The sequence below is a fragment of the Arthrobacter sp. 10N43 genome (genome assembly GCF_056394525.1).
Map to the genome: position 1 here is coordinate 307,138 of NZ_JBFTIA010000005.1, position 20,409 is coordinate 327,546.

Here is a 20,409-nt window from a genome sequence, read left to right on the forward strand (position 1 = left end):
GCGCGGACCCGTGTGTAGACCGGTTAAGGGAGCCGGCGGCGGCTGGGGGGAGAGCCTCGGTCTCAGAAGGCTCTGACGCCGCCGGCTCCGACCTTGGCGTACGGCTGCCAGTTTCGGCACCGTACGATTCCAATGAAGGAGTTCGGTATAGGGAGGTTACGGCACGACCACCTCTAATGGTGGCAGTGGCTGCTTCAGCAAGCAAGATGGTTTGCGAGACCAAACTTCCCTGCAGGTCAAACCCGCGGTCGATTACCGCCCTGAAGTTCCTCATTTTGAGACCTTTGTGAGTAGTTCGTGGGACTGACTTAAGTCAATCCCCGGGGCCGGATCTGCACACGAGTAGCGTTTACCCGACTTCTGTTGTCCTGGCCGGGATGGCACTACTTGGGGATACTGCCGCCGGTCCCCCGGGCCACCCGGGGCCGTACGCGGCCACCGCACCTGCGGCCCTGCGGGCGGTACGCGGCCGCCGCACCTGGTGCCCTGCGGGCGGCACGTGGCCACCGCAGCTGCGGCCGTGCGGGCAGGAACCGGCGGGGACAGGGGCGGCAGTCCGGCGGAACGGACGGCGGATTGATGGTGGGCGGGCCCCAGGTCTCAGACCGCATTCCCAGCCCACACTTCTCAGGTAGGACTCAGGAAACAGGGCTCAGGACTCAAGACTCAAGACTCAGGTGCCAGGGTTCCTTGGGCCGGCGTCTGCTGCGCCTGCCTCTCCTGCTCGAGGGTGCCGTGATCCAGAGAGCCGTGGTCCAGAGTGCTGTGGTCCAGCAGGTCCGCGCGGCGACCGACGCCGAGTTTGGCGAAGATCCGGGACAGATGCCCCTCCACCGTCCGGTGGGACAGGCAGAGTGACGTGGCGATCTCGGCATTCGTGGCGCCGCGGGACACCAGGTCCAGGACTTCTGATTCGCGGCCGGTCAGCGCCGCGCCGTGATCGCTGTGGACGATCTCCAAGTGCGCCGACATTCCGGCCTCCACTAGCCGGTGGTGGACACGGCGCTGGACCGCGGTGAGCCTCCACCGGTCCGGGTCATCTGCCAGGATCCGTTCCGCCTGCTGGGCGGCCTCGAGGGCCAGCAGTCCGTGGCCGCCGCCGAGCGCGTCGTCGCTGATGCCAATGAGGTCGGCCGCGTCGGACGCCGATACCGCCAGCGCGTAGGATTCCAGCAGCCGCGCCTCCGGGCCGTCCACGGCCCGGCTGCTCATGGCGAGGGCCTCGGCCCCCGAGACGTCACCGCTTCGGAACGCGAGCCTCCTGATATCGGTTTCAACGCCGCGCAGGCCCTCGCGCATCGCTTCGTCCGCCAGCCGGGACAGGGCCGATACGCCCGGCCCCTCTAAGCCGGCGCTGCCCGTGCCGGCGCGGTCCGTGCTGGCACTATCCAGGCCGCTGGCGAGCGGTCCGGCCCCCGGTTCCGCCGCCCGGCAATACGCCTCTGCCAGCAGGCGCAGGGTCTTTGGCTCGCGGTAGTCCGAAAGCCGGAAGTCCAGGCAGTGCTGGCTGGCCTCAAACTGGCGTCCCACGGCGGCGGCCGCGTACGCTGCGACGGCGTGCGCAAACGGCAGCAGGTTCAAGGGGTCGGCGATGGTGAGTTCCTCCACGCCCAGCCGCACTTCGGCCAGGCATTCACGCATCCTGCCCTGGCGCAGCCTCGAGTATCCGCGCATGAGGTGCAGCATGCCGCCGCTGTACAGCAGCCGTCCGGGCTCGCGGGCCGCGTAATCGTCAAGGACCCTCCCCAGCGCGTCCCAGTCCCCGGCCCGGATCAGGTTCAGGCAGTGGCGCACCACAAGGTCCTCGAACACCAGGGGAAGCCCCTGGCTTCCGCTGCGGGCACCGTTCCACGCCTCCCCGTCCAGGCGCAGCCCTGTTCGCAGCCGGCCCTGGGCGGTCAGCAGCTCGGCGAGGAGGGAAACTGCCGGGACGCGGATTTCGGGCGGGATGCCGGTGGTCTCGACCAGTTCGCGCAACCCGGTCCCCACTGCCATGAATCTGCCGTCCCAGGTCCGGTTCAGGAGTTCTGCGGCCACTCCCGCCGCGGCAGTTTCGGCCCACGGTCTATCCTCCGGAGCACGTCCCGGTGCGCGCGCGGACGGCAGGGACTCCCGGGCCGGCGTCGTGGATCCAAGCCGGGCCGCTAGCAGGGCGGCCAGATAGGACGGCCGTCCGGCGCGCACCGGTTGCGCGGTCTCCAGGCACGCCACAGCGGCCTGCGGGCGCCCGGCAATGAAGTGGGAGTATGCGAGCTGGATCCTGGCCTCTGACAGGAACCGGGCGTCCCGGATGGCACCGGCGGCCCGGGCCGCGGTGGCAGGATCCAGGGCCGTGTTGGCGGCAACAGCGGCATGGAGCAGCTGCGCGGGAGGAATCTCCACGCCGCAGTCCAGCGACCAGCGCAGCCTGTTCAGGGCAGCTCCGGGCACCGCGGCGCGCTCCGAGGGAAGCGACAGCACGCTGGAGCGCAGGGCCGAACTGCGCCCGGCCGGGACCCGGTGGCGGATGATCTCGCCAACGATCGGGCTCGCGGGCCGAACGAGCCGGTCGTGCCCCGGGGAAACAGCGATTATTCCTGCCGTGTCGAGCGCATCGACGGCTTTGGGACCGCTGATCCGCAGGATCTGGGCCAGGGAGAGCGGTCCTGCCAGGGCCACGATCGTGGCCGCGGTCTTTTCCTCCGGCGTCATGGAGCGCAACTGCCGGTCAACGACGTCGGCGGCAGGAACCTGGGCCATGTCGGGGTTGGCGAGGAGGAACCACACGCCGTGTCGGCAGCCCAGTGCGCCGGTGGAGCGGGCATGCTGGATCAGGGACATTAGCATCAGCGGATTCCCGTCGGCAGCGTCGTGAAACAGCGCACTGACCCACGGCGAGACGTCGGCCCGCAGCACCTGTTCGCACAGCTGGTGTGTTCCGGTCCGGCTGAGGGGGACGAGATCGAACTTGGCGATGATTCCGTCGTCCCAGAGCGAGAGGAATTCTTCCGGGATCAGGGGCCCGGGCCGGCACGTCGCTAGGATGGCTGCTGCGCCGGTGGCCGCGGCCTGGGCGAGCTGCCGGACGGTCCCGTGGTCCAGGCAGTGCGCGTCGTCGACGACGAACAGGGGGCGCTCCGCCTCCGCTTTCAGACTGTCGGCCATTGCTTCGACGACGGCGGCATACGAGTCGAGCTCCCGGTCGGGGAGCCGGGACAGGTAGGGCGCCAGGGCGCCAAAGGGTACGGCGGCCAGGGCCGGTGTGGCCGTCAGCCGGATCAGGTGTCTGCCGGGCCCGAGTTCGCGGATGGCGGCTTTGACGACGGCGGTCTTGCCCGTGCCTGCGCCACCGACGACGATCGCACCTGACCGTGTGTCATCGCGCAGGCAACGCATCAGGTCCTTGACCAGCGTTGACCGCTCGATGAGCCGGGCGGCCTCAGCCAGGCTTTCCATCGCAGGTTCTTCCTGCCGCCCGCTGCGTTGCCCGGGGCGCCGCCCGGGCAGCCGCCAGATTTATGCCGGGGTCAGCCGAGTCGGGCGCTGTCAGCCGGCGTTGAGATGACATCTTTGAGTTCCGTTCGGCTGGCTACATGCAACTTCGAATACACCTGGTAGAGGTGTCCTTCCACCGTGCGAACCGATACGTGCATCTGTTCGGCGATCTTGCGGTTCGATGTGCCGGCAGCGGCCCGAACGGCTACTTCGCATTCCCTCGCCGTCAGGGTCGACGTCGTGAGCGAATGGAGGCCGTTCTTGGGACTGCCGAACTTGTCATCGAGTGACTGCTGCGCCCGCTGGGCGATCCGCAGCGCGATCCGGTTGCCGGCGTCGTTCGCACAACTGACGGCCTTCCGGGCCGCGTCCCGGGCGAAGACGGCGTTGCCGTTGGCGTCAGCGTCCTTGGATGCCGCCAGCAACAGTTCGCTGTCGGCGTCCCGCATGCCTTCGGCCAGCCGCGAGCACAGGGCGGCGAATTGCCCGGTCACTTGTGCGCCGAGGTCGCCCAGCCTGTGGCCCATCTGGCGGTCCCCCAGCCTGGTGGCCGCGGACATGAACAGGAGCGCCGGGGCCACGGCCGAGGATTGGGAGTCGTTGTCCGCCTCGGCGGCCAGTGCGCGGATTGATGCTGCCCGCTGGCCGAGCTCGGCCTGGGCCGAGAGTTCGAAATAGCGCGTGAGCCGTTCCGCCAGCCAGGCCGTGGGTGGCCGCGGCTGGTCCAAATCGCCCAGCAGGAGCCCGGCCGTCTCCTCTTCTCCCTGGAGTGCGGCCGCGTAGGCGCAGGCAGCGGTGGCCAGGGCGGTCAGGGCATCGGGGTCCTGGGCGCGGAGCTGCCACCTGCCCGCCTGAAGCCGGGACAGTGCGTCGTCGAGGTGCCCGGCGTTCAGGTCGATGACGCCTGCGCCAATTTCGAACATGCCGCCGAGCCGCGTCTGGGGCTCTCCGCCGCCGTACGTCTCGTCAAGGTAGGCCGATGCCTCCCGGAACTTCGCCGAAAGCAGCAGGAGCAGCAGGAACCTGCCCCTGATTTCACGTACCGCCTTGTCCGTGAGCTGCACGTTCGCTGTGGCCGCCAGGACCTGCTTGCCCAGGGCCAGCGCCCAGACGACGTTGCCGGTGACGGCCAGGGCCTCGCAGCGCACGCTGGCCGTCACGATGCGCAGTTCGCTGCCAAGGTCCGTCGTGTCCATGTGGTCGGTCGCGGCCAGGACATCGGCGTAGCGTCCCTGGAATGCGGCGAGCTCGGCCTCGGCCAGGGACAGCTGTTCGCGGGCCGCTCCCACCGCGGCGCTGCGCTCCGGTTCTGCGGCCAGCCGCTCCGCGAGCTCCCGCAGCCGGGCTTTGGGATCGGCTCCGGGGGCCGTACTGCGCTTTTCCAGCTCTGTGCGCAGAAGCTGCAGGGCGGTCCATTCGGCGAGCGGCAGCTCCCTGCAGGCGGCCTCATCCAGTGCTTCCAGGACCCGGCGCGCCGATTCCTCGTTGTTGACCAGGATGTGGGCGTTCATCGATTCGATGGCCGCCTGGACGTCGCGTTCGCTTCCTACCGCCTCCTGGATGAACCGCAGTGCGGCCACGGGGTCGGATGCGCTGTTCGCGGTGTGGGCCGCGGCCAGCGCCACTTCCGGGCGCACCTGTTCTCCACAGTCCAGGGCCCACGCGACGCCGGTCGCGCCGCCGGCCTCCAGAGCATCCGAGTCCTGCAGCACCGCTGTGAGCCGGCGGCGGAGTTCGGCGCTGCGGCCCGGCGGGACAACGCTGGCCACGATGCCGGCGGTCACCGGGTTGGCGACGCTGACCATCGGCGGATGCTCGTGGGTAACCCGGATCAGGGCCCGTTCCTGGAGCGCGTCCATGTCCTGGGGGTTGGCGATGTGCATGAGGGTCTGCAGCGGAACTGCGCCGGCCAGTGCCAGCAGCTCGAAGACGTCCCGCTGGCCGGCGCCAAGCCGGTTGAGGCGGGCCTTCACGACGTCCCGGATCTCACCGGTCAGGGCAATGGGGCCGTTGCCGAGGAACCACACGCTGTCCTGGCGGACCACTGTGCCCAGCTTGATCTGTTCCCGGGCGAGGGAATGCAGGAACAGGGCGTTGCCGCCGCTCGCGCTCCAGAGCGCCCGGGCAGCAGTCAGGGAGAAGCGGCCGCCGTATTCGTGGTGCAGCGTTGCTGCCGTCTCGGCGAAGTCGAACGGCCCGAGGTCCATCCGCCGGAGCAGGTCATCCTTCCAGAGGCCCATGATGTCACCGCCGACATGTGGCATGTCCACGCACGCCGCCAGCAGGGTGACATGGGCCCCTGCGCTCAGCTGGGCGACCATCATGCTCGAGAGTTCGTCGAGGTCGTGGGCGTTGTCCACGAACAGGACGATCCGCCGCCCGTCGGATTTGTTGTGGAGGAGCTGCGTCAGCCCGCGCAGCACCATCAGGGGGTGTTCGAGATGGGAGGCGTCGAGGTCATTGAGCAGGACGCTCAGGGCCCCATAGGGAAGCTTGGAGGAAATGGAGCTGCCTCTGACCTGGACTACCAGGTACTCGTCGCCGAGCTGTTCCAAGGCACGCTGGGCGATGAAGGATTTTCCGGCCCCGTGGTCGCCCACGAGTACTATGCCGCAGCCGGACCCGGATGTCAGGGTCTCAACCACCTCGGCAACTACCTGTTGGCGGGTGAAGGGCTTGTCTTTGTTCCGGCCGTATCCGTTTCTTGGCGCCGGATATATCGTTTCTGTCTGGCCGCTGCCCGCAGGCAAGCCGGCGTCTTGCTGGAACATATGAGAGACCTTCGCAATCAAAAGTGTGAGCGGTGATACAACAACCGTAGGGACTAAGCGTATTTTGGGTATGCGTAAGTAGTACTCGAATACGCAACGAGTATTCGGCCCGCTCTACGTAGCTGTACTCAGTTGGACCCGCACCCTTGCAGGGTCCAAACCAAGTAGTCGGAATCAAGCTTCACGTGTCCCTGACCGTAGCGTCCCGGGCGCCGGAAAATCAGCCCGCCGCCGGCCCGGCTGATGGCCGAAAAAGGCCCTTTGCCGCCCGGCGCGCTGAGGTGCCGCTAGCGTTCGTCAATGCCGGGCAGCTGTTCACGGCCTTTGACGTTGAGCTTGGCGTAGCTGCGGTAGAGGTGGCCTTCAACCGTGCGCACGGACACCTGGAGCTCGGCGGCGATCTGCCGGTCGGTGAGGCCGCGTACAGCCAGCGCCACGATGTCACGTTCGCGGCGGGTCAGGATGCCGAGCGAATCATCGTTCTTGGCCGTGTCCTCACCGGGAAGGTCGTCTGCCCGGTCCAGGCACCGCTTCCGCTGGGCGTTCGCCATGCGCTCCCTCAGCGTGTCGCCCGCGGCCCGGTAGGCGTGCGCCGCGGCGTCATAGGCAAGGGCAGCAAAGCTCCACAGTTCCGCAGCTTCGCAGGTCTTCGCGGCCTCGAGGTGGTCTGCGGCGTTGTCCGTGCTGATGGCGGCCGCGTAGGCGCAGATCGCCTCGGGCCGCGGGCCTTCAAGCCCGGCCCGGAGTTCCAGCAGCCTCGTCGCCGATTCCGTGTCCCCCAAGGCCAGGCAGAAGGCCAGCGCGTCGAGTTCGAGGCCGGCGGTGTCCACCTCCGGGTCCGGGCGTCCGAGCCGTTTCAGTTCGGCGATGGCGCCGGGATAGTTCCCGAGCCGGGCTTTTCCGTAGACCACGGCCATCGCGGCCAATGAGCGCATGTACCGGGGCAAAGCCGCGGGTGCCGACTCGAAGTCGCCGAGGAAGAGCTCCGCTTTCGTCTGGGCCCCGACTTCTGCGGCCGCAGCAAAGGCCATGGCCGCCGTCAGGGGGAACAACTGCTGGGGGTCGGTCAGCCGCAGCGCTTCGAGGGCGGCGCTGAGCGTGTTCAGTGCCTGTGCGGCCTTGCCCTGGTAGAGCAGGACGATGCCGTGGGCCGCGTGGACTCCCCCGCCGAAGGAAATCAGGCTCGGCCCGGATCCGGCGACAAAGCCGGTCAGGAGGTTCTCTGCGGACTGCCAGTCCCCGGAGTGGATCGCGGCAGAGGCCGAACGGACCACGAGGAAGTCGGTGAGGAAGTACAGCTCGTCGTGGTCGGCTCCGGCAGCCTCGACCGCCTGGGACATCACGGCCAGGGCGCTGAGCCCCTTGCCGGCGGCCAGGAGCCTCGCCGCGTCGAGGCAGAGCCGGAACGCCCTTTGGAGGGTGTTCGCCGCCGGCTTGATACCGGCCGCCCCCGCCGCGGGGGCCCCTTCCGCAGGAGCCCGTTCCGCCGGGGCCCGTTGGTACTCGCCTGCCAGCGCCAGAACCATGGCTTCCATGGTGTCCAGGCGTTCCCTGACGGCAGCAAGAATGTGCCCGGCGTCGTCCGGGGTGGCCTCGGCGAGGCGCTCGGCGGCGCGTTGAAGCACCTGTGCCCGGTCCATGATCTCTGCCGGTGCGTGGCCCAGTGCGGACATCACCGCTGCCCACAGGAGCGATCCGGCGAGAAGCCCGGGGATGCTGGTGCCCTGGCCGAAATCGGCGTCGAGGATGTCCCGCGCCGCCGCGTAGTCGGAGGCGTTGTAGCGGGTGCGTGCTATTACGGCCCGGGCCGCCATCTGCAGTTCCGGATCCTTGACGAGGCCGGCGGCCTTGCGGGCGAGTTCGTCCTCGTAGAGCCGGCTGGCCAGCACGGCGGCCCTGAGGAGTTGCCGGTCCTCTACCTCGGCGCCGCATTCGATCGACCAGCTCACGTGCCGCAGCAGTCCTTCGGCCGACGTCGGCTCGCTGTCCATCTTGCGCAGCAGGCTCTGCCGAAGCTGCAGGCTCCTCGCCGGCGAAATCAGGTTCCGCAGGGTGTCGCCGTACACGGTGTGCCAGAGCCGCAGCTCTCCGGTTCCGGAGTCCGTCACACGGATCAGTTCGCTGTCGATCAGCGCCCCCACGGCCACTTCGCCGGCCACGGATTCGATCAGCTCCCTGGAGACGGGTTCGGCCAGCGCCACCAGGTTCAGGGCCTGCCGCTCGTCCGGCGAGCGCAGCAGCAGCTGCCGGCGCACGACGTCGGTCAGCCGGTCGCCATGGCTGTTCAGGTGCCGGGTGAACAACCAGACACCATTGCGCCGCAGCAGTGTCCCGTCGTTCTTGGCGTCGTCGAGGAGCCCGTTGAGCAGCATCGGGTTGCCGCCGGAGGCCTCCCAAAGAATCTCCGCTACGTTCGGCAGCACCTGCGAGCCGAGCTTGCCCTCCAGCATCTCCGTGGTCTGCGGGAGCGTGAGCGGGCGGAGATCGTGCCGTTCGGCGATGCCTTCAAACCACAACTGCAGGAGCGGTTCCGGCAGTCCGGGCCGGGCGGCCGCGCCCACAAGCAGTTTCGCCCAGCCGGCAGCGGCGAGCTCCGCCAGGATCCCCGCCGTCGCCTCATCGAGGTCGTGGGCGTCGTCGACGATCAACAGCAGGGGTTTTTGGGTGGCTCGCTTCTGCTCTTCCAGGTGCGCCCACAGCGTCCTCAACACGGCCAGCTGCGATGTTGCTTCCTGGACCGGCAGTTCCACGATGAACGGACCAAGAACGCCGTACGGCACCTTGCTCAGAGACGCGCTGCCGTGGATCGGCACCGGCGTCACTTCGGAGCCCAGCTCCGCCACCACGGCCTCGATGAGCCGGGACTTACCCATCCCGCTGTCGCCTAGGACGAACACGGCCACATGGCTGCCGCCTTGAAGGGCCTCGACTGCCGACATCAAATCATCAGACCGCCCGGTCAGGGCGCGGGTCGCTGCCCCCATGCCGCGGTCCCCCGCCGGCCCCCTAGATGAGTCCAAGCAGATCACTTCGCGAAGAAACTCCGAGCTTCGTGAACACCTGGTACAGGTGGCCCTCCACGGTTCTGACGGAAATGCCGACTTCCAGGGCGATGTCCTTGTTGGAGACCCCGTTGCCGGCAAGGGTGGCGATCTGCCGCTCCCGGTCTGTCAGCAGCGGACCCTTGTTGCGGGGCATGACCGGCAGCGCCGGCACCGACTCGGAGAGGCTCTCAAGCATGCTGTACGCGGCATTCGCGCTGGCAGTCAGCCCGGCGCCCTTGGCGTAGTCGAACGCGAGCGCCGCGCACCTGGCCTGGACGGCGTCAAGTTCGAGGGCCGCGGCCTGCCCGGCGGCTTCGAGCATGATTGCCGCGTCCTTCTTCCGGCTGCCGACGGCGACCGTGCGGGACATCTCGGCAAGCGGGCCCTGCCGCAGCCCGGCGAGTTCCTCCATGAACAGGAAGTCCTTGACGGTGCCGTTGACCGTGGCACCGAACATGCAGATGCCGGCAAGGGTGTGGCGGCCCTTGCGGAAATGTTCCTCCGCCGACCGTACCAGCCGGTCCTTGGCCTCCGGGTCGCCGAGCCAGCGCGAGGCCATGTCCATGCAGAACTCCGTGGCACTGCCCACGGTGAAGCGGGCCGGCCCTTCGGCAGAGCGGGCCCGGTCCAGGTAGATGGTGGCCTGGACCGAATTGCCGGTCTGCGCGTATGCAAAAGCGGTGGCTGCGTAGGCCTGGCGCAGGGACTGCAGGCTCGCGCGGACCTCAAGCTGGGCGATCGCGGCCAGCAACGGGTCCAGTGCCATGTAGCCGCGGCCGGCATAGACGTAGGCCAGCCCGACGGCGAGGTCCGTGGCGGCGCTGCCGGAGTGCAGCCCGTGCCCTGCCCGGCCGCTCGCGTCCTTGAGCATGTCGATGGCCTGGCGCCACAGGCCGGAGAGGAGCAGAACGTTGAAGGAACGCCAGGCGAAGTTTTCGCGGATGCGCGGCACGTTGGACCACTCGCCCAGCTGACCGCCGATCTCCCGCATGAGTTTGCGGGCATCGAGCTCATGGCCGGTCATGGACAAGGCCTCCATCAGGATGATGGCCGATCTGAGCCGGTGCACGGGGTCGGCGCCCGGGACGTCCGTGGTGGCCGCCGTCGTGAGCCGACCCATCATGGGCTCGAAATCGCCGATGAAGGAGAAATAGTTGAACTCGCACAGATCCAGGCACAGCCCCGCCCGGGAAAGGGCCGACGGGTCGGTGGACGGCTCGTCCAGGCTCAAGTCCTGGAGCCTGATCCTGGCCTGCCGGAGCATCTCGGGGACCTGGCCGGAGCGGTCCTGAAGCCACGCCATGCAGTCTGCCTTCGCCGCGATGAATTCGGCAAAGTTCTCGGCCGCGAGATCGTTGACCTGCTGTTCGGAGACGTCGTCCAGCGCGGACATGGCCTGCAGCGGCAGGCCGAGCTGGAGATAGGCGGCCGATTTCTGGAGCTGTCCTTCGGCCCACTCGGGGTCCGCGGGAGAGAGGCTGCCGGCACATTTAAGGGCAAACTTCGGGTCGAAGAGCTTCACGGCGGCGCTGGCCGCCGCCACGGCGTGGGCGGGCGCGAGTTGGGCGTTGCAGTCGTGGGTCCACGCCGCGTAGGCGAGCAGGTCCTCGACCGAGAGTTCATCCAGCTCATGTTTCTGGTGCCCGGGGACCTGGTCCCGAAGCTCCAGCCGGCGCTCCACGCTCAGCCAGTTGCGGACGATGTCGCCCAGGTACCTGTCGCCGAGGGTGACGAGGTGCCGGTCCGCGCGGTCAACGACGATCTGGCCGGCCTCTTCCATGTCGGCGATGACGCCGGGACTATACATCCTGGCGAGCCGGGACAGGGGAAGCGTCCGGGCGCATGAGAGGACGTCGATTACCTCCCGCGCTTCGGGCGTCTCCCGGGCGTACCTGGCGCGGACAATATCCTCCAGCGCTGTCCGGCCATCCAGCACGACCTCGTCGACAAGTGTCCACACCGATCCGGACAGGACAAGGTTTCCGCGCTCGATCTGTTCGGAGACGACGGCCTGCAGGAGCGTGGGGCTACCGCCGACCAGCTGGTGCAGCTGGCTCGCCAGGGCGGTGGAGACCCGGTGACCCAGGGCTGACTGCAGGACCTCCAGCGTTTCGAGCTCGGTCAGGTTGGCGAGCCGGACCTCGGCGAGGTGGCCCGATGTGATGAGCCAGTAAAAATCGGGGGGAAGGTCCGTGGTGCGCTGCGCCGTCGCGATCAGCCGGGCGGTCCGGGTCTGCAGCAGGTTCAGCAGGACGCCGGTGCTCAGTTCGTCGAGGGCCCCGGCGTTGTCGAGCAGGATCACGCACTGGCGCCCGGCAGCGTCGTCGCGGATCAGCGAGGTAATACCGTGCAGGATGGCGGTCGGCGAGCCCAGGGAGCTCTGCGGGAGGCGCGCGAGGGTGAAGGCGAGGCAGCCGTACGGTGTTGCCGAGCCCGGCCCGGAGCTGCGGAGCTGGATGGTGTAGACCTCGGGGCCGAATCCCGCGAGGGCAGTCCTGCCGACAAGTGTCTTGCCCACACCGCGGTCGCCGGTGATGACAACGCCCATCCGGTCATGGGACAGCAGTTCCTGGCGGACATGCTCGGCGTCGGCGTTCCGCGCCAAACCGGACCAGCCGTGCCTTGCGACCTGGCTGGCAGCATGTTCTTCTTCGGCGGGTGCCAATGTAGTGGAAACATTCCCCCAGCCCAGCGAATCCCTCGACATGTAGTTTCCTTCGTACCGCTTTGCAGACAGCAACCCCGGGCTGCCCACTTAGAAGTAGCGTATCCCTATCCCCCGACATGAGAGTAGACAGATCATAACTGGAATGCCGAAACCTTGGAAGGAAACCCGCCCGGCGGATACAACTAATACGCCCGGCGTCTGCCGCCGAACCGGGCCGGCCGGGTGGAAGGAGCGTTTAAGCTGCGTCTAGGTGGCCTTGGCCGGGTGGAATTTTTGCTGCGCGGCGAGGAGGCCGTCCCTGACCAGGACCTCGACGGCGTCAGCCGCCGAATCGATGAGGAACGGCAGTTCTTTCTTTTCCGGTGCGGAAAAGTCGCGCAGGACGAAGTCCGCGGTATCCATCCGGCCCGGCGGACGCCCGACGCCCACCCGCACACGCAGGTAGTCCTTGGTGGCGAGGGCCTTGGAGATGTCCCGCAGCCCGTTGTGGCCGCCCTCGCCGCCGCCGATCTTGAGCCGCACGGTGTCGAAGGGGATGTCGATCTCGTCGTGAACGGCGATGACGTGGGCCGGGTCGATCCCGTAGAACTGGGCCAGGGCCGAGACGGGGCCGCCGGAGACGTTCATATAGGACAGCGGCTTGGCCAGCACGATCCGGGGCCCGCCGATGCCCAGGCGTCCCTCAAGGACCTGGGCGCGCGATTTGTGCGACTTGAAGCCGCCGCCCACGCGCGAGGCGAGTTCGTCCAGCACCATCTGGCCGACGTTGTGCCGGTTATGGCTGTACTCGGCGCCGGGGTTGCCAAGGCCTACGATCAGCCAGGTGTCAGTCATGGATCAGTCCTTCGGTGGGACGCGGCGGAGGGAAGATGTGGGGTGGGTCGCGGAGACGACGGCGGCCGGGCCCCTGAGGGACCCGGCCGCAGCCACATGCGCAGGAATTACTCGGCTGCTGCTTCGGCTGCCGGGGCAGCTGCTTCGCCTTCTTCGCCCTCTTCGACGTTTTCGACGGCCTCGGAGATGTTGACCACGAGTGCTTCGGGGTCGGCCAGCAGGGTGGAGCCCTTCGGCAGGACGAGGTCGGAAGCGTGGATGTGTTCGCCGGCGCTACGGCCTTCGATGCTGACCTCGATGGCGGTGGGCAGGTGGGTTGCCTCGGCCTCAAGGGAGACGGTGGTCATTTCCAGGTTGTGGACGTTGCCCGGAGCCAGCTCGCCGCTCAGGTGGACGGGGACGTCAACGGTGACCTTTTCGCCGGTGCGGACGGTCAGCAGGTCGAGGTGCTCGATGATCTGCTTGATCGGGTTGCGCTGGATGTCCTTGACGAGGGCCAGGTGCTGCTCGCCGTTGATGTCCAGGGTCAGCAGGGCGTTGGCGGTGCGGACGGCCAGGGTGGTGGCCTTGGCCGGCAGGGTGATGTGGATCGGCTCGGCGCCGTGGCCGTAGATGACTGCCGGGATCAGGTTGGCCATGCGGGCGCGGCGGGCGAAGCCCTTGCCGAATTCGGTGCGGACTTCTGCTGCGAGCTTCTGCTCAGACATGGATATCTCCTCGTGGGATTTCAAGCTGTGGGACTAAACGGTGTTCAGCAAGGGCGGAGGTCTTCACGACCTTCAACGCCGGGCTGCCGTGCAGCTGACCTTTAGAAGGAGATTCAGACCCAGTCGATAACGGAGACCAGCAATCCGGTTGACCGTGCATCTAAAATTCACACGGTTTGCCGGCGCTCTCCCTCGCCAAGGTTTCGGTACAAGGCTACCAGCGGCGGGCCCGGATCCTAAATCCGGGCCCCGCCGGCCGGCTCAGGCCTGGCCGTCGAACAGGCTGGTGACGGAGCCGTCGTCGAACACTTCACGGATGGCGCGGGCGATCAGCGGTGCGATGGACAGCACCGTCAGCTGCGGGAAGCGCTTGTCCGGGGTGATCGGCAGTGTGTTGGTGACCACGACCTCGCGGGCGCCGGACTCGGAGAGGCGGCGGGCCGCCGGGTCGGAGAACACGGCGTGGGTCGCGGCGATGATGACATCCTTGGCGCCGGCGTTCTTGAGTACCTGCACGGCGCCGGAGATGGTTCCGCCGGTGTCGATCATGTCATCGATCAGGACGCAGGTGCGGCCTTCGATCTGGCCCACGACCGTCTTGGAGACGGCCTGGTTGGGCACGGTGAGGTCGCGGCTCTTGTGAACGAACGCCAGCGGCGCGCCGCCGAGGCGCTCGGCCCACTGCTCTGCGACGCGGACGCGGCCGGTGTCCGGCGAGACGACAGTGACCTTGTCCGAGCCGACGCGGGTGCGGATGTAGTCGGCCAGGAGCGGAATGGCCATGAGGTGGTCCACGGGGCCGTCGAAGAAGCCCTGGATCTGGGAGGTGTGCAGGTCCACGCTCATGATGCGGTCGGCGCCGGCGGTCTTGTACAGGTCGGCGACGAGGCGTGCCGAGATCGGCTCGCGGCCGCGGCCCTTCTTGTCCTGCCGGGCGTAGGGGTAGAACGGGGACACGACGGTGATGCGCTTGGCGGAGGCCCGCTTGAGCGAATCGATCATGATCAGCTGTTCCATCAGCCAGTTGTTCAGCGGGGCGGGGTGGGCCTGGATCACGAAGGCATCGGTGCCTCGAACGCTCTCGCCTGCCCGCACGTAGATCTCGCCGTTGGCGAAGTCGTAGGCGTCCAGGGGCAGCAGTTCGGTGCCCAGCTCCTTCGCGATCTCCTTCGCCAGCTCAGGGTGCGCGCGCCCCGCGGCCAGCACCAGCTTCTTCTCGCCGTGTGCCGTAATTTCGCTCATGATTGCTAGCCCTCTTCTGTCGGTGCCGGAGTAGTGGAGGAAGTTGGGGCGGCGCCCTCGGCGGCTGCATGGACCGCGGTCCCGGCCATGGCGGTTCCGGCCAGGGCGGCGGAGATGGAGCCGGGGCGGTTGGCCGCCACCCAGCCTTCGGAATTCCGCTGCCTGGCCACGGAGAGGGCGAGGGCGCCGGCCGGGACGTCCTGGCGGATGATGGCGCCGGCACCGCTGTAGGCGCCGTCGCCCACGCTGACCGGAGCCACGAAGACGGTGTTGGAACCGGTGCGCACGCCCGAGCCGATCACCGTGCGGTGCTTCTTCTCGCCGTCGTAGTTGGCGGTGATGTTGCCGCAGCCGATGTTGGTGTCCTCGCCGATTTCCGCGTCTCCGGCGTAGCCGAGGTGGGACAGCTTCGAGCCGCGGCCGATCGTGACGTTCTTGGTTTCGTAGAACGCGCCGATCTTGCCGGTCTCGCCCAGGACGGTGCCGGGGCGCAGGTAGGTGAAGGGTCCGACGCTGGCGCGGGCACCGATCATGGAGCCAGAGCCGTGCGTGCGGATTACCGTGGCGCCCTCCCCCACCGTGACGTCGGTCAGTGTGGTGTCCGGCCCGACGACGGCGTCGCGGGCCACCGTGGTGGCGCCGTGCAGCTGGGTGTTGGGCAGCAGGCGGACGTCCTCCTCGAGCGTCACTGTGGCGTCGATCCACGTGGTGGCGGGATCCACCACGGTGACGCCGGCGCGCATCCAGGCTTCGACGGTGCGGCGGTTGTGTTCGGCTCCGAGCGCCGAAAGCTGGACGCGGTCGTTGGCGCCCTCAACCTGCCAGCGGTCTTCGGTGACGACGGCGGCGACGCGGCCGCCCGCGGCGCGGGCCAGGGCCAGGACATCGGTGAGGTACTTTTCGCCCTGGGCGTTGTCCGTGGTGACGTGCACCAGCGCGTCGCGCAGCACGGCGGCGTCGAAGGCGTAGATGCCGGAGTTGATCTCGCGGATTTCGCGTTCGACGTCGGTCGCGTCCTTGTGCTCGCGGATACCCGTGACCGTTCCGTCCTCGGCACGGAGGATCCGTCCGTAGCCGGTGGCGTCCTCGAGCACTGCGGTGAGGACCGTGACGGCGTTGCCCTCGGCCTCGTGGGCGGCGACAAGCTCACCGAGAAGTCCGCCGGTGAGCAGCGGGACGTCGCCGTAGGTGACAACGACGGTGCCGCTCAGCGAGTCCTGGGTGTGAAGCGCGTCGAGGGCTTCCAGTGCAGCTTCAACCGCGCGGCCGGTGCCGGGCACCTCGTCCTGGTCTACGATCAGGGCTTTCGGATCGAGGGCGGTGACGTGGGCGGCCACGAGGTCGCGTTCATGCCGGACGACGAGGGCCAGCTCGCGGGGGTTGACACTGCGGGCCGCCTGGAGCGCGTGGCCGACCAGGGAGCGGCCGCCGATCTCATGGAGAATTTTTGGCGTACGGGATTTCATCCGGGTACCGGCCCCTGCAGCTAGGACGATCACGGCGGCTGGGCCAGTGTTCTCGGGGCTCACGTATTGGCTCTCCTTGCTTGGTTGCGCGGTGTGTCTCGCCAGTTCCGCCCATAGGACTCGAACCTATACTCCACGGCTCCAAAGGCCGGGGTGCTGCCATTACACCAGAGCGGACCGTGCCGGGCTTGACCTGTGGCACGAGAACCAATTCTGCCACGAACGATGATGCTCGTGCGACTCAGCGCGGCACAGGGCGGCTCAGCGCGGCAGGACGGGCAGCGGGCGAACGCGGCCACGCGGTAGGGCATGATGGTCCTGTGATCAACAGTACGGGCGGATCCGTTGGGGCGGACGGCGGCCACGGCAGGCCCGAGCGTGTCCCCAGCCACGTTGCCCGGCCCCGCATGACAGGTCCGCAGCGCCGTACACAATTGCTCGGCATCGGCCGTGGGCTTTTCGCACTCCGCGGCCTGGACGGTACGACCATCGAGGAAATCGCCGCCACTGCGGGCGTCTCCAAACCGGTGATCTACGAGCACTTCGGCTCCAAGGATGGCCTGTATAGGCAGGTGGTGGAATATGAGTTCCACATCCTGCTGGCTTCGATCAACGACGCCCTGGCAGAGGATGCCAAGCCCCGCGTCCTGGTGGAACGGGCCGCCCTTGCCCTGCTGTCCTACATCGAGGACCGGACCGACGGCTTCCGCATCCTCATGCGAGACGCACCGCCGTCCCAGCCGGAGGGGGCCTTCTCCACGCTGCTGTCACAGGTGACGGCGCGAGTGGAGCACATCCTCGAGGACGAACTCGCCCGCCGCGGCTTCAGCCCGGCTGACGGGGCCATGTACGCCCAGATGCTCGTTGGCATGGTCGCGATGACCGGCCAGTGGTGGCAGGGCAGCCGCACCCCGGACAAGCGCGAAGTCGCCGCGCACCTGGTAAACCTGGCCTGGAACGGCCTGACCGGGCTGCAAAAGGACCCGGAGCTCCGCAGCGAGGACTAGGGGTTCGGGCTGGCGGGTCGCGTGTTACCGCGGGACATGTCCGCCGACGGCCTCGAAGAATGGACATAACACCAACATGCCCATTGTTTGCCCGCACCGTGGGACATGTCCGGCGGGGACTGAGCCGCGCTCGGGACGTGCCCATTGTTGGCCCGCAAAGAGGGGCATGTCCCGAGGAAGGCATTTTCTCCGAGGGGCATGTCCATCCGTGCTCACACACTCTGGGCATGTCCCGCGGCGAGGAGGCTACTCCCCCAGCACTTCCAGGGCCTCGAGCCATTCGAGTTCGAGGGCTTCGCGTTCCCCGGCGAGGTCCAGGAGTTTCTTGTTGAGCTCGGCGAGCTGGTCGAACTTGCTGGCGTCCCCGGCCCCGGCCGTCATCTGGGCATGGATCTTGTCTTCCTGCTGCTTGAGCTTGCCCAGCTGGCGGTCGATCCGGTTCTTGGCCTTGCGGGCGTCGCGCTTCTCGGCCTCCGACGGACCCGTGGCGGCGGGCGCGGAACCGGCGCTGGAGGAGGTGACGGGGTTCCCGCCGCCGGTGATCGTGGAGCCGGCAAGGGCGCCTTCGCGCAGTTCGAGGTACTGGTCCACGCCGCGGGGCAGGGCACGGATCTTGCCGTCGCCCAGCAGCGCCATCTGGTGGTCCGTGACACGCTCCAGCAGGTACCGGTCGTGGCTGACCACCACGAGCGTGCCGGGCCAGCCATCGAGAACATCCTCGACGGCGGCGAGCGTGTCGGTGTCGAGGTCGTTGGTCGGTTCGTCAAGCATGAGCACGTTCGGCTCGCCCACGAGCAGGCGCAGCAGCTGCAGCCGCCGGCGCTCGCCACCGGAGAGGTCCTTGACCGGGGTCCACTGCTTCTCGTTGGTGAAGCCGAGCTGCTCCACGAGCTGTCCGGCGGTGAATTCCTTGCCGCCGACATTGAACGAGCGCTTTTCGCGTTCGATCACTTCGATCACGCGCAGGTCCGAGACATCGTCGAGCTCCTTGACCTCCTGGGTCAGCACGGCTGTGACCACCGTCTTGCCGCGCTTGACCTTCCCGGAGCTGGGCTGGATCTCGCCGTTGAGCAGCTTCAGCAGGGTGGTCTTGCCGGCGCCGTTGACGCCCACCAGGCCCAGCCGTTCCCCCGGTGCCAGCCGCAGGGTGATGTTGTCGAAGAGCTTCTGCCCGGCATCGCCACCGAGGAAGTCCAGCGAGACGTTCTCAAGGTCCAGGACGTCCTTGCCAAGCCGGGCGGTGGCCATCTTGCTCAGCGCCGTCGAGTCGCGCGGCTCGGGGACGTCGGCGATCAGGGCGTTGGCCGCCTCGATCCGGAACTTGGGCTTGGCGGTGCGGGCCGGGGCGCCGCGGCGCAGCCAGGCGAGCTCCTTCTTCACGAGCTGCTGGCGCTTGCTTTCCATGACCGACGCCGAACGGTCGCGTTCGGCCCGGGCCAGCACGTAGGCGGCGTACCCGCCGTCGAACGGGTCCATGATGCCGTCGTGGATTTCCCAGGTCTTGTTGCAGACTTCATCGAGGAACCAGCGGTCGTGGGTGACCACGAGGAAGGCGCCCTGGTTGGGCCGCCAGCGGGACTTCAGGTGCCGGGACAACCAGGCGACGCCTTCGACGTCGAGGTGGTTGGTGGGCTCATCGAGCATGATGACGTCGTGGTCCTCGATCAGCAGCTTGGCCAGAGCCACACGCCGCTTCTGCCCGCCGGAGAGCATGTGGACGTTGGCGTGCCAGTCGACGTCGGACACGAGGCCGCCCATGACTTCGCGGATCTGCGGATTGCGGGCCCATTCATAGTCGGCCTGGTCCCCCACGATCGCGGCGCCGACGGTGAGGTCGCCGTCGAGCACGTCGCCCTGGTCCAGGTAGCCGATGTTGACCTCGCTGCGCTTGGTCACCCGGCCGGAGTCCGGGGTGGAGCGCATGGACAGCAGCCGCATGAGGGTTGACTTGCCGTCACCGTTGCGGCCCACCATGCCGATCCGGTCGCCCTCTTCAAGGCCGAGGGTAATGCCATCGAGGACGGTACGGGTTGCATACGAGACCGTGAGGTTCTCGCCGCCGAGCAGGTGTGCCACAGGGAACTGCTTTCTTAGGTGTATCGGTGAAGGTGTTGCTGTTAAGTCAGGAGGTGCGGTGCGCCAAAAGCTCCTAAAGGAGCGTATCGGAGATGATGCGGGCCCCGTGCACCGGGCCGTGCACCGCCAGTGCGTCGAAGCTGTGGTGGCGGAGCTCTTCGGCGAGTCCGGCGGCAGCGGCGGGGCTGTGCGCCAGGAAGGCGACGGTGGGTCCGGAGCCTGAGACAATTCCCGCGATCGCCCCGCAGGCCTCGCCGCGCCCGAGGGTCTCGCGCAGGCCCGGGGCCAGTTCGATCGAGGCCCGTTGCAGGTCGTTGACCAGGACCCGGCTGAGGGCGTCGGCATCGCCGGTGCGCAGCGCGGTGAGCACGCCGGGATCCACCGCGTCCGGTTCGTCCACCGCCACCCCTTCGGCTGCACGCAGGCGGTCCAGGGTCCGGTAGACCTCCGGGGTGGGCAGGCCGAAGTCGGCGGTGACCAGGACCCAGTCCGTTTGGGCCTTGACCAGGGCCGGGGACAGTTCGTCACCGAGGCCGAGGCCGACGGCGGTGCCGCCGAGCAGTGCGAAGGGAACGTCCGCGCCGAGTTCGGCGGCCAGGTGGGCCAGCTCATCGCGGGACAGCCCGCTGTTCCACAACGCGTCGCAGGCCAGCAGGGTGGCGGCGGCGTCAGCTGACCCGCCGCCCATGCCCCCGGCCACCGGCACCCGTTTGGTGATCTCCAGGTGGACACCGGTGGAGTGCTCCGACACGTCGGCCATGATCGCTGCCGCCTTGTAGGCGAGGTTGCGGTGGTCGAGTGGGATGTCCACGCCGTCAAGGTCCACGGTGCTCGCATCGCTGATGCTGACCGTGATCTCACCCGTGTCGGTGCTGGTGGCGGCAACTTCTTCGTAAAGTGAAACAGCCAAGTAGACGCTGGCCACCGAGTGATAGCCATCGGGCCGCAGCGGCCCTACGTCCAGTGAGACATTGACCTTGCCTGGAGCCTTGACCCGGACAGTCCTCGCGGCAAAGCGCCCTCTCACTGCGTTCATGGCTCCACGCTATGGCATCGCGGCCCGGGCTCCAAGCACGTAACGCCGCCCGCCGGGCTCACAAACAGCCCGCAGAGAGCCCAC

The 20,409-nt window shown here is 68.0% G+C and carries 11 protein-coding genes and 1 tRNA gene; 1 reads left to right on the plus strand and 11 read right to left on the minus strand.

The annotated features are described in order from the left end of the window. Nucleotides 1-666: 666 nt before the first annotated feature. The 9 genes from AC1DDO_RS13070 to AC1DDO_RS13110 form a co-directional block, all read right to left on the minus strand. Nucleotides 667-3,435 (minus strand): helix-turn-helix transcriptional regulator, encoded by a 2,769-nt coding sequence (locus AC1DDO_RS13070; RefSeq protein WP_476867642.1) that lies wholly within the window; start codon nt 3,433-3,435, stop codon nt 667-669. Nucleotides 3,436-3,506: 71 nt separating this feature from the next. Beyond that, entirely contained in the window at nt 3,507-6,245 is a 2,739-nt protein-coding gene (locus AC1DDO_RS13075; RefSeq protein WP_476867643.1) for a LuxR C-terminal-related transcriptional regulator, read from the minus strand. Nucleotides 6,246-6,532: 287 nt separating this feature from the next. Continuing rightward, the gene (locus AC1DDO_RS13080) at nt 6,533-9,229 is read right to left on the minus strand and encodes a helix-turn-helix transcriptional regulator (protein ID WP_476867644.1); all 2,697 of its coding nucleotides are present in this window, start codon (nt 9,227-9,229) and stop codon (nt 6,533-6,535) included. A 22-nt stretch (nt 9,230-9,251) separates the two neighbouring features. Continuing rightward, nucleotides 9,252-11,996, minus strand: coding sequence for a LuxR C-terminal-related transcriptional regulator (locus tag AC1DDO_RS13085; RefSeq protein WP_476867645.1), 2,745 nt, complete (start codon nt 11,994-11,996; stop codon nt 9,252-9,254). A 207-nt stretch (nt 11,997-12,203) separates the two neighbouring features. Continuing rightward, nucleotides 12,204-12,791, minus strand: coding sequence for an aminoacyl-tRNA hydrolase (gene pth, locus AC1DDO_RS13090; protein ID WP_476867646.1), 588 nt, complete (start codon nt 12,789-12,791; stop codon nt 12,204-12,206). 107 nt (nt 12,792-12,898) lie between these two features. Next, the gene (locus tag AC1DDO_RS13095) at nt 12,899-13,498 is read right to left on the minus strand and encodes a 50S ribosomal protein L25/general stress protein Ctc (protein ID WP_441410333.1); all 600 of its coding nucleotides are present in this window, start codon (nt 13,496-13,498) and stop codon (nt 12,899-12,901) included. A 261-nt stretch (nt 13,499-13,759) separates the two neighbouring features. Continuing rightward, on the minus strand, nt 13,760-14,740 hold the full coding sequence (locus AC1DDO_RS13100) for a ribose-phosphate diphosphokinase (protein ID WP_026537748.1): 981 nt from the start codon (nt 14,738-14,740) through the stop codon (nt 13,760-13,762). Between the two features lie 5 nt (nt 14,741-14,745). Further along, complete coding sequence (gene glmU, locus AC1DDO_RS13105; RefSeq protein ID WP_476867647.1) at nt 14,746-16,269, minus strand: bifunctional UDP-N-acetylglucosamine diphosphorylase/glucosamine-1-phosphate N-acetyltransferase GlmU; 1,524 nt, start codon at nt 16,267-16,269, stop codon at nt 14,746-14,748. A gap of 42 nt (nt 16,270-16,311) precedes the next feature. Continuing rightward, nucleotides 16,312-16,383 (minus strand) — tRNA-Gln (locus AC1DDO_RS13110). A 230-nt stretch (nt 16,384-16,613) separates the two neighbouring features. Between AC1DDO_RS13110 and AC1DDO_RS13115 the strand changes: the two genes are divergently transcribed. Beyond that, nucleotides 16,614-17,213, plus strand: coding sequence for a TetR/AcrR family transcriptional regulator (locus tag AC1DDO_RS13115; protein ID WP_476867708.1), 600 nt, complete (start codon nt 16,614-16,616; stop codon nt 17,211-17,213). 246 nt (nt 17,214-17,459) lie between these two features. Here the strand turns inward: AC1DDO_RS13115 and AC1DDO_RS13120 are convergent, their stop codons facing one another. Next, on the minus strand, nt 17,460-19,289 hold the full coding sequence (locus AC1DDO_RS13120) for an ABC-F family ATP-binding cassette domain-containing protein (protein ID WP_476867648.1): 1,830 nt from the start codon (nt 19,287-19,289) through the stop codon (nt 17,460-17,462). Between the two features lie 73 nt (nt 19,290-19,362). Further along, complete coding sequence (locus tag AC1DDO_RS13125; protein WP_476867649.1) at nt 19,363-20,325, minus strand: 4-(cytidine 5'-diphospho)-2-C-methyl-D-erythritol kinase; 963 nt, start codon at nt 20,323-20,325, stop codon at nt 19,363-19,365. Nucleotides 20,326-20,409 lie beyond the last annotated feature (84 nt).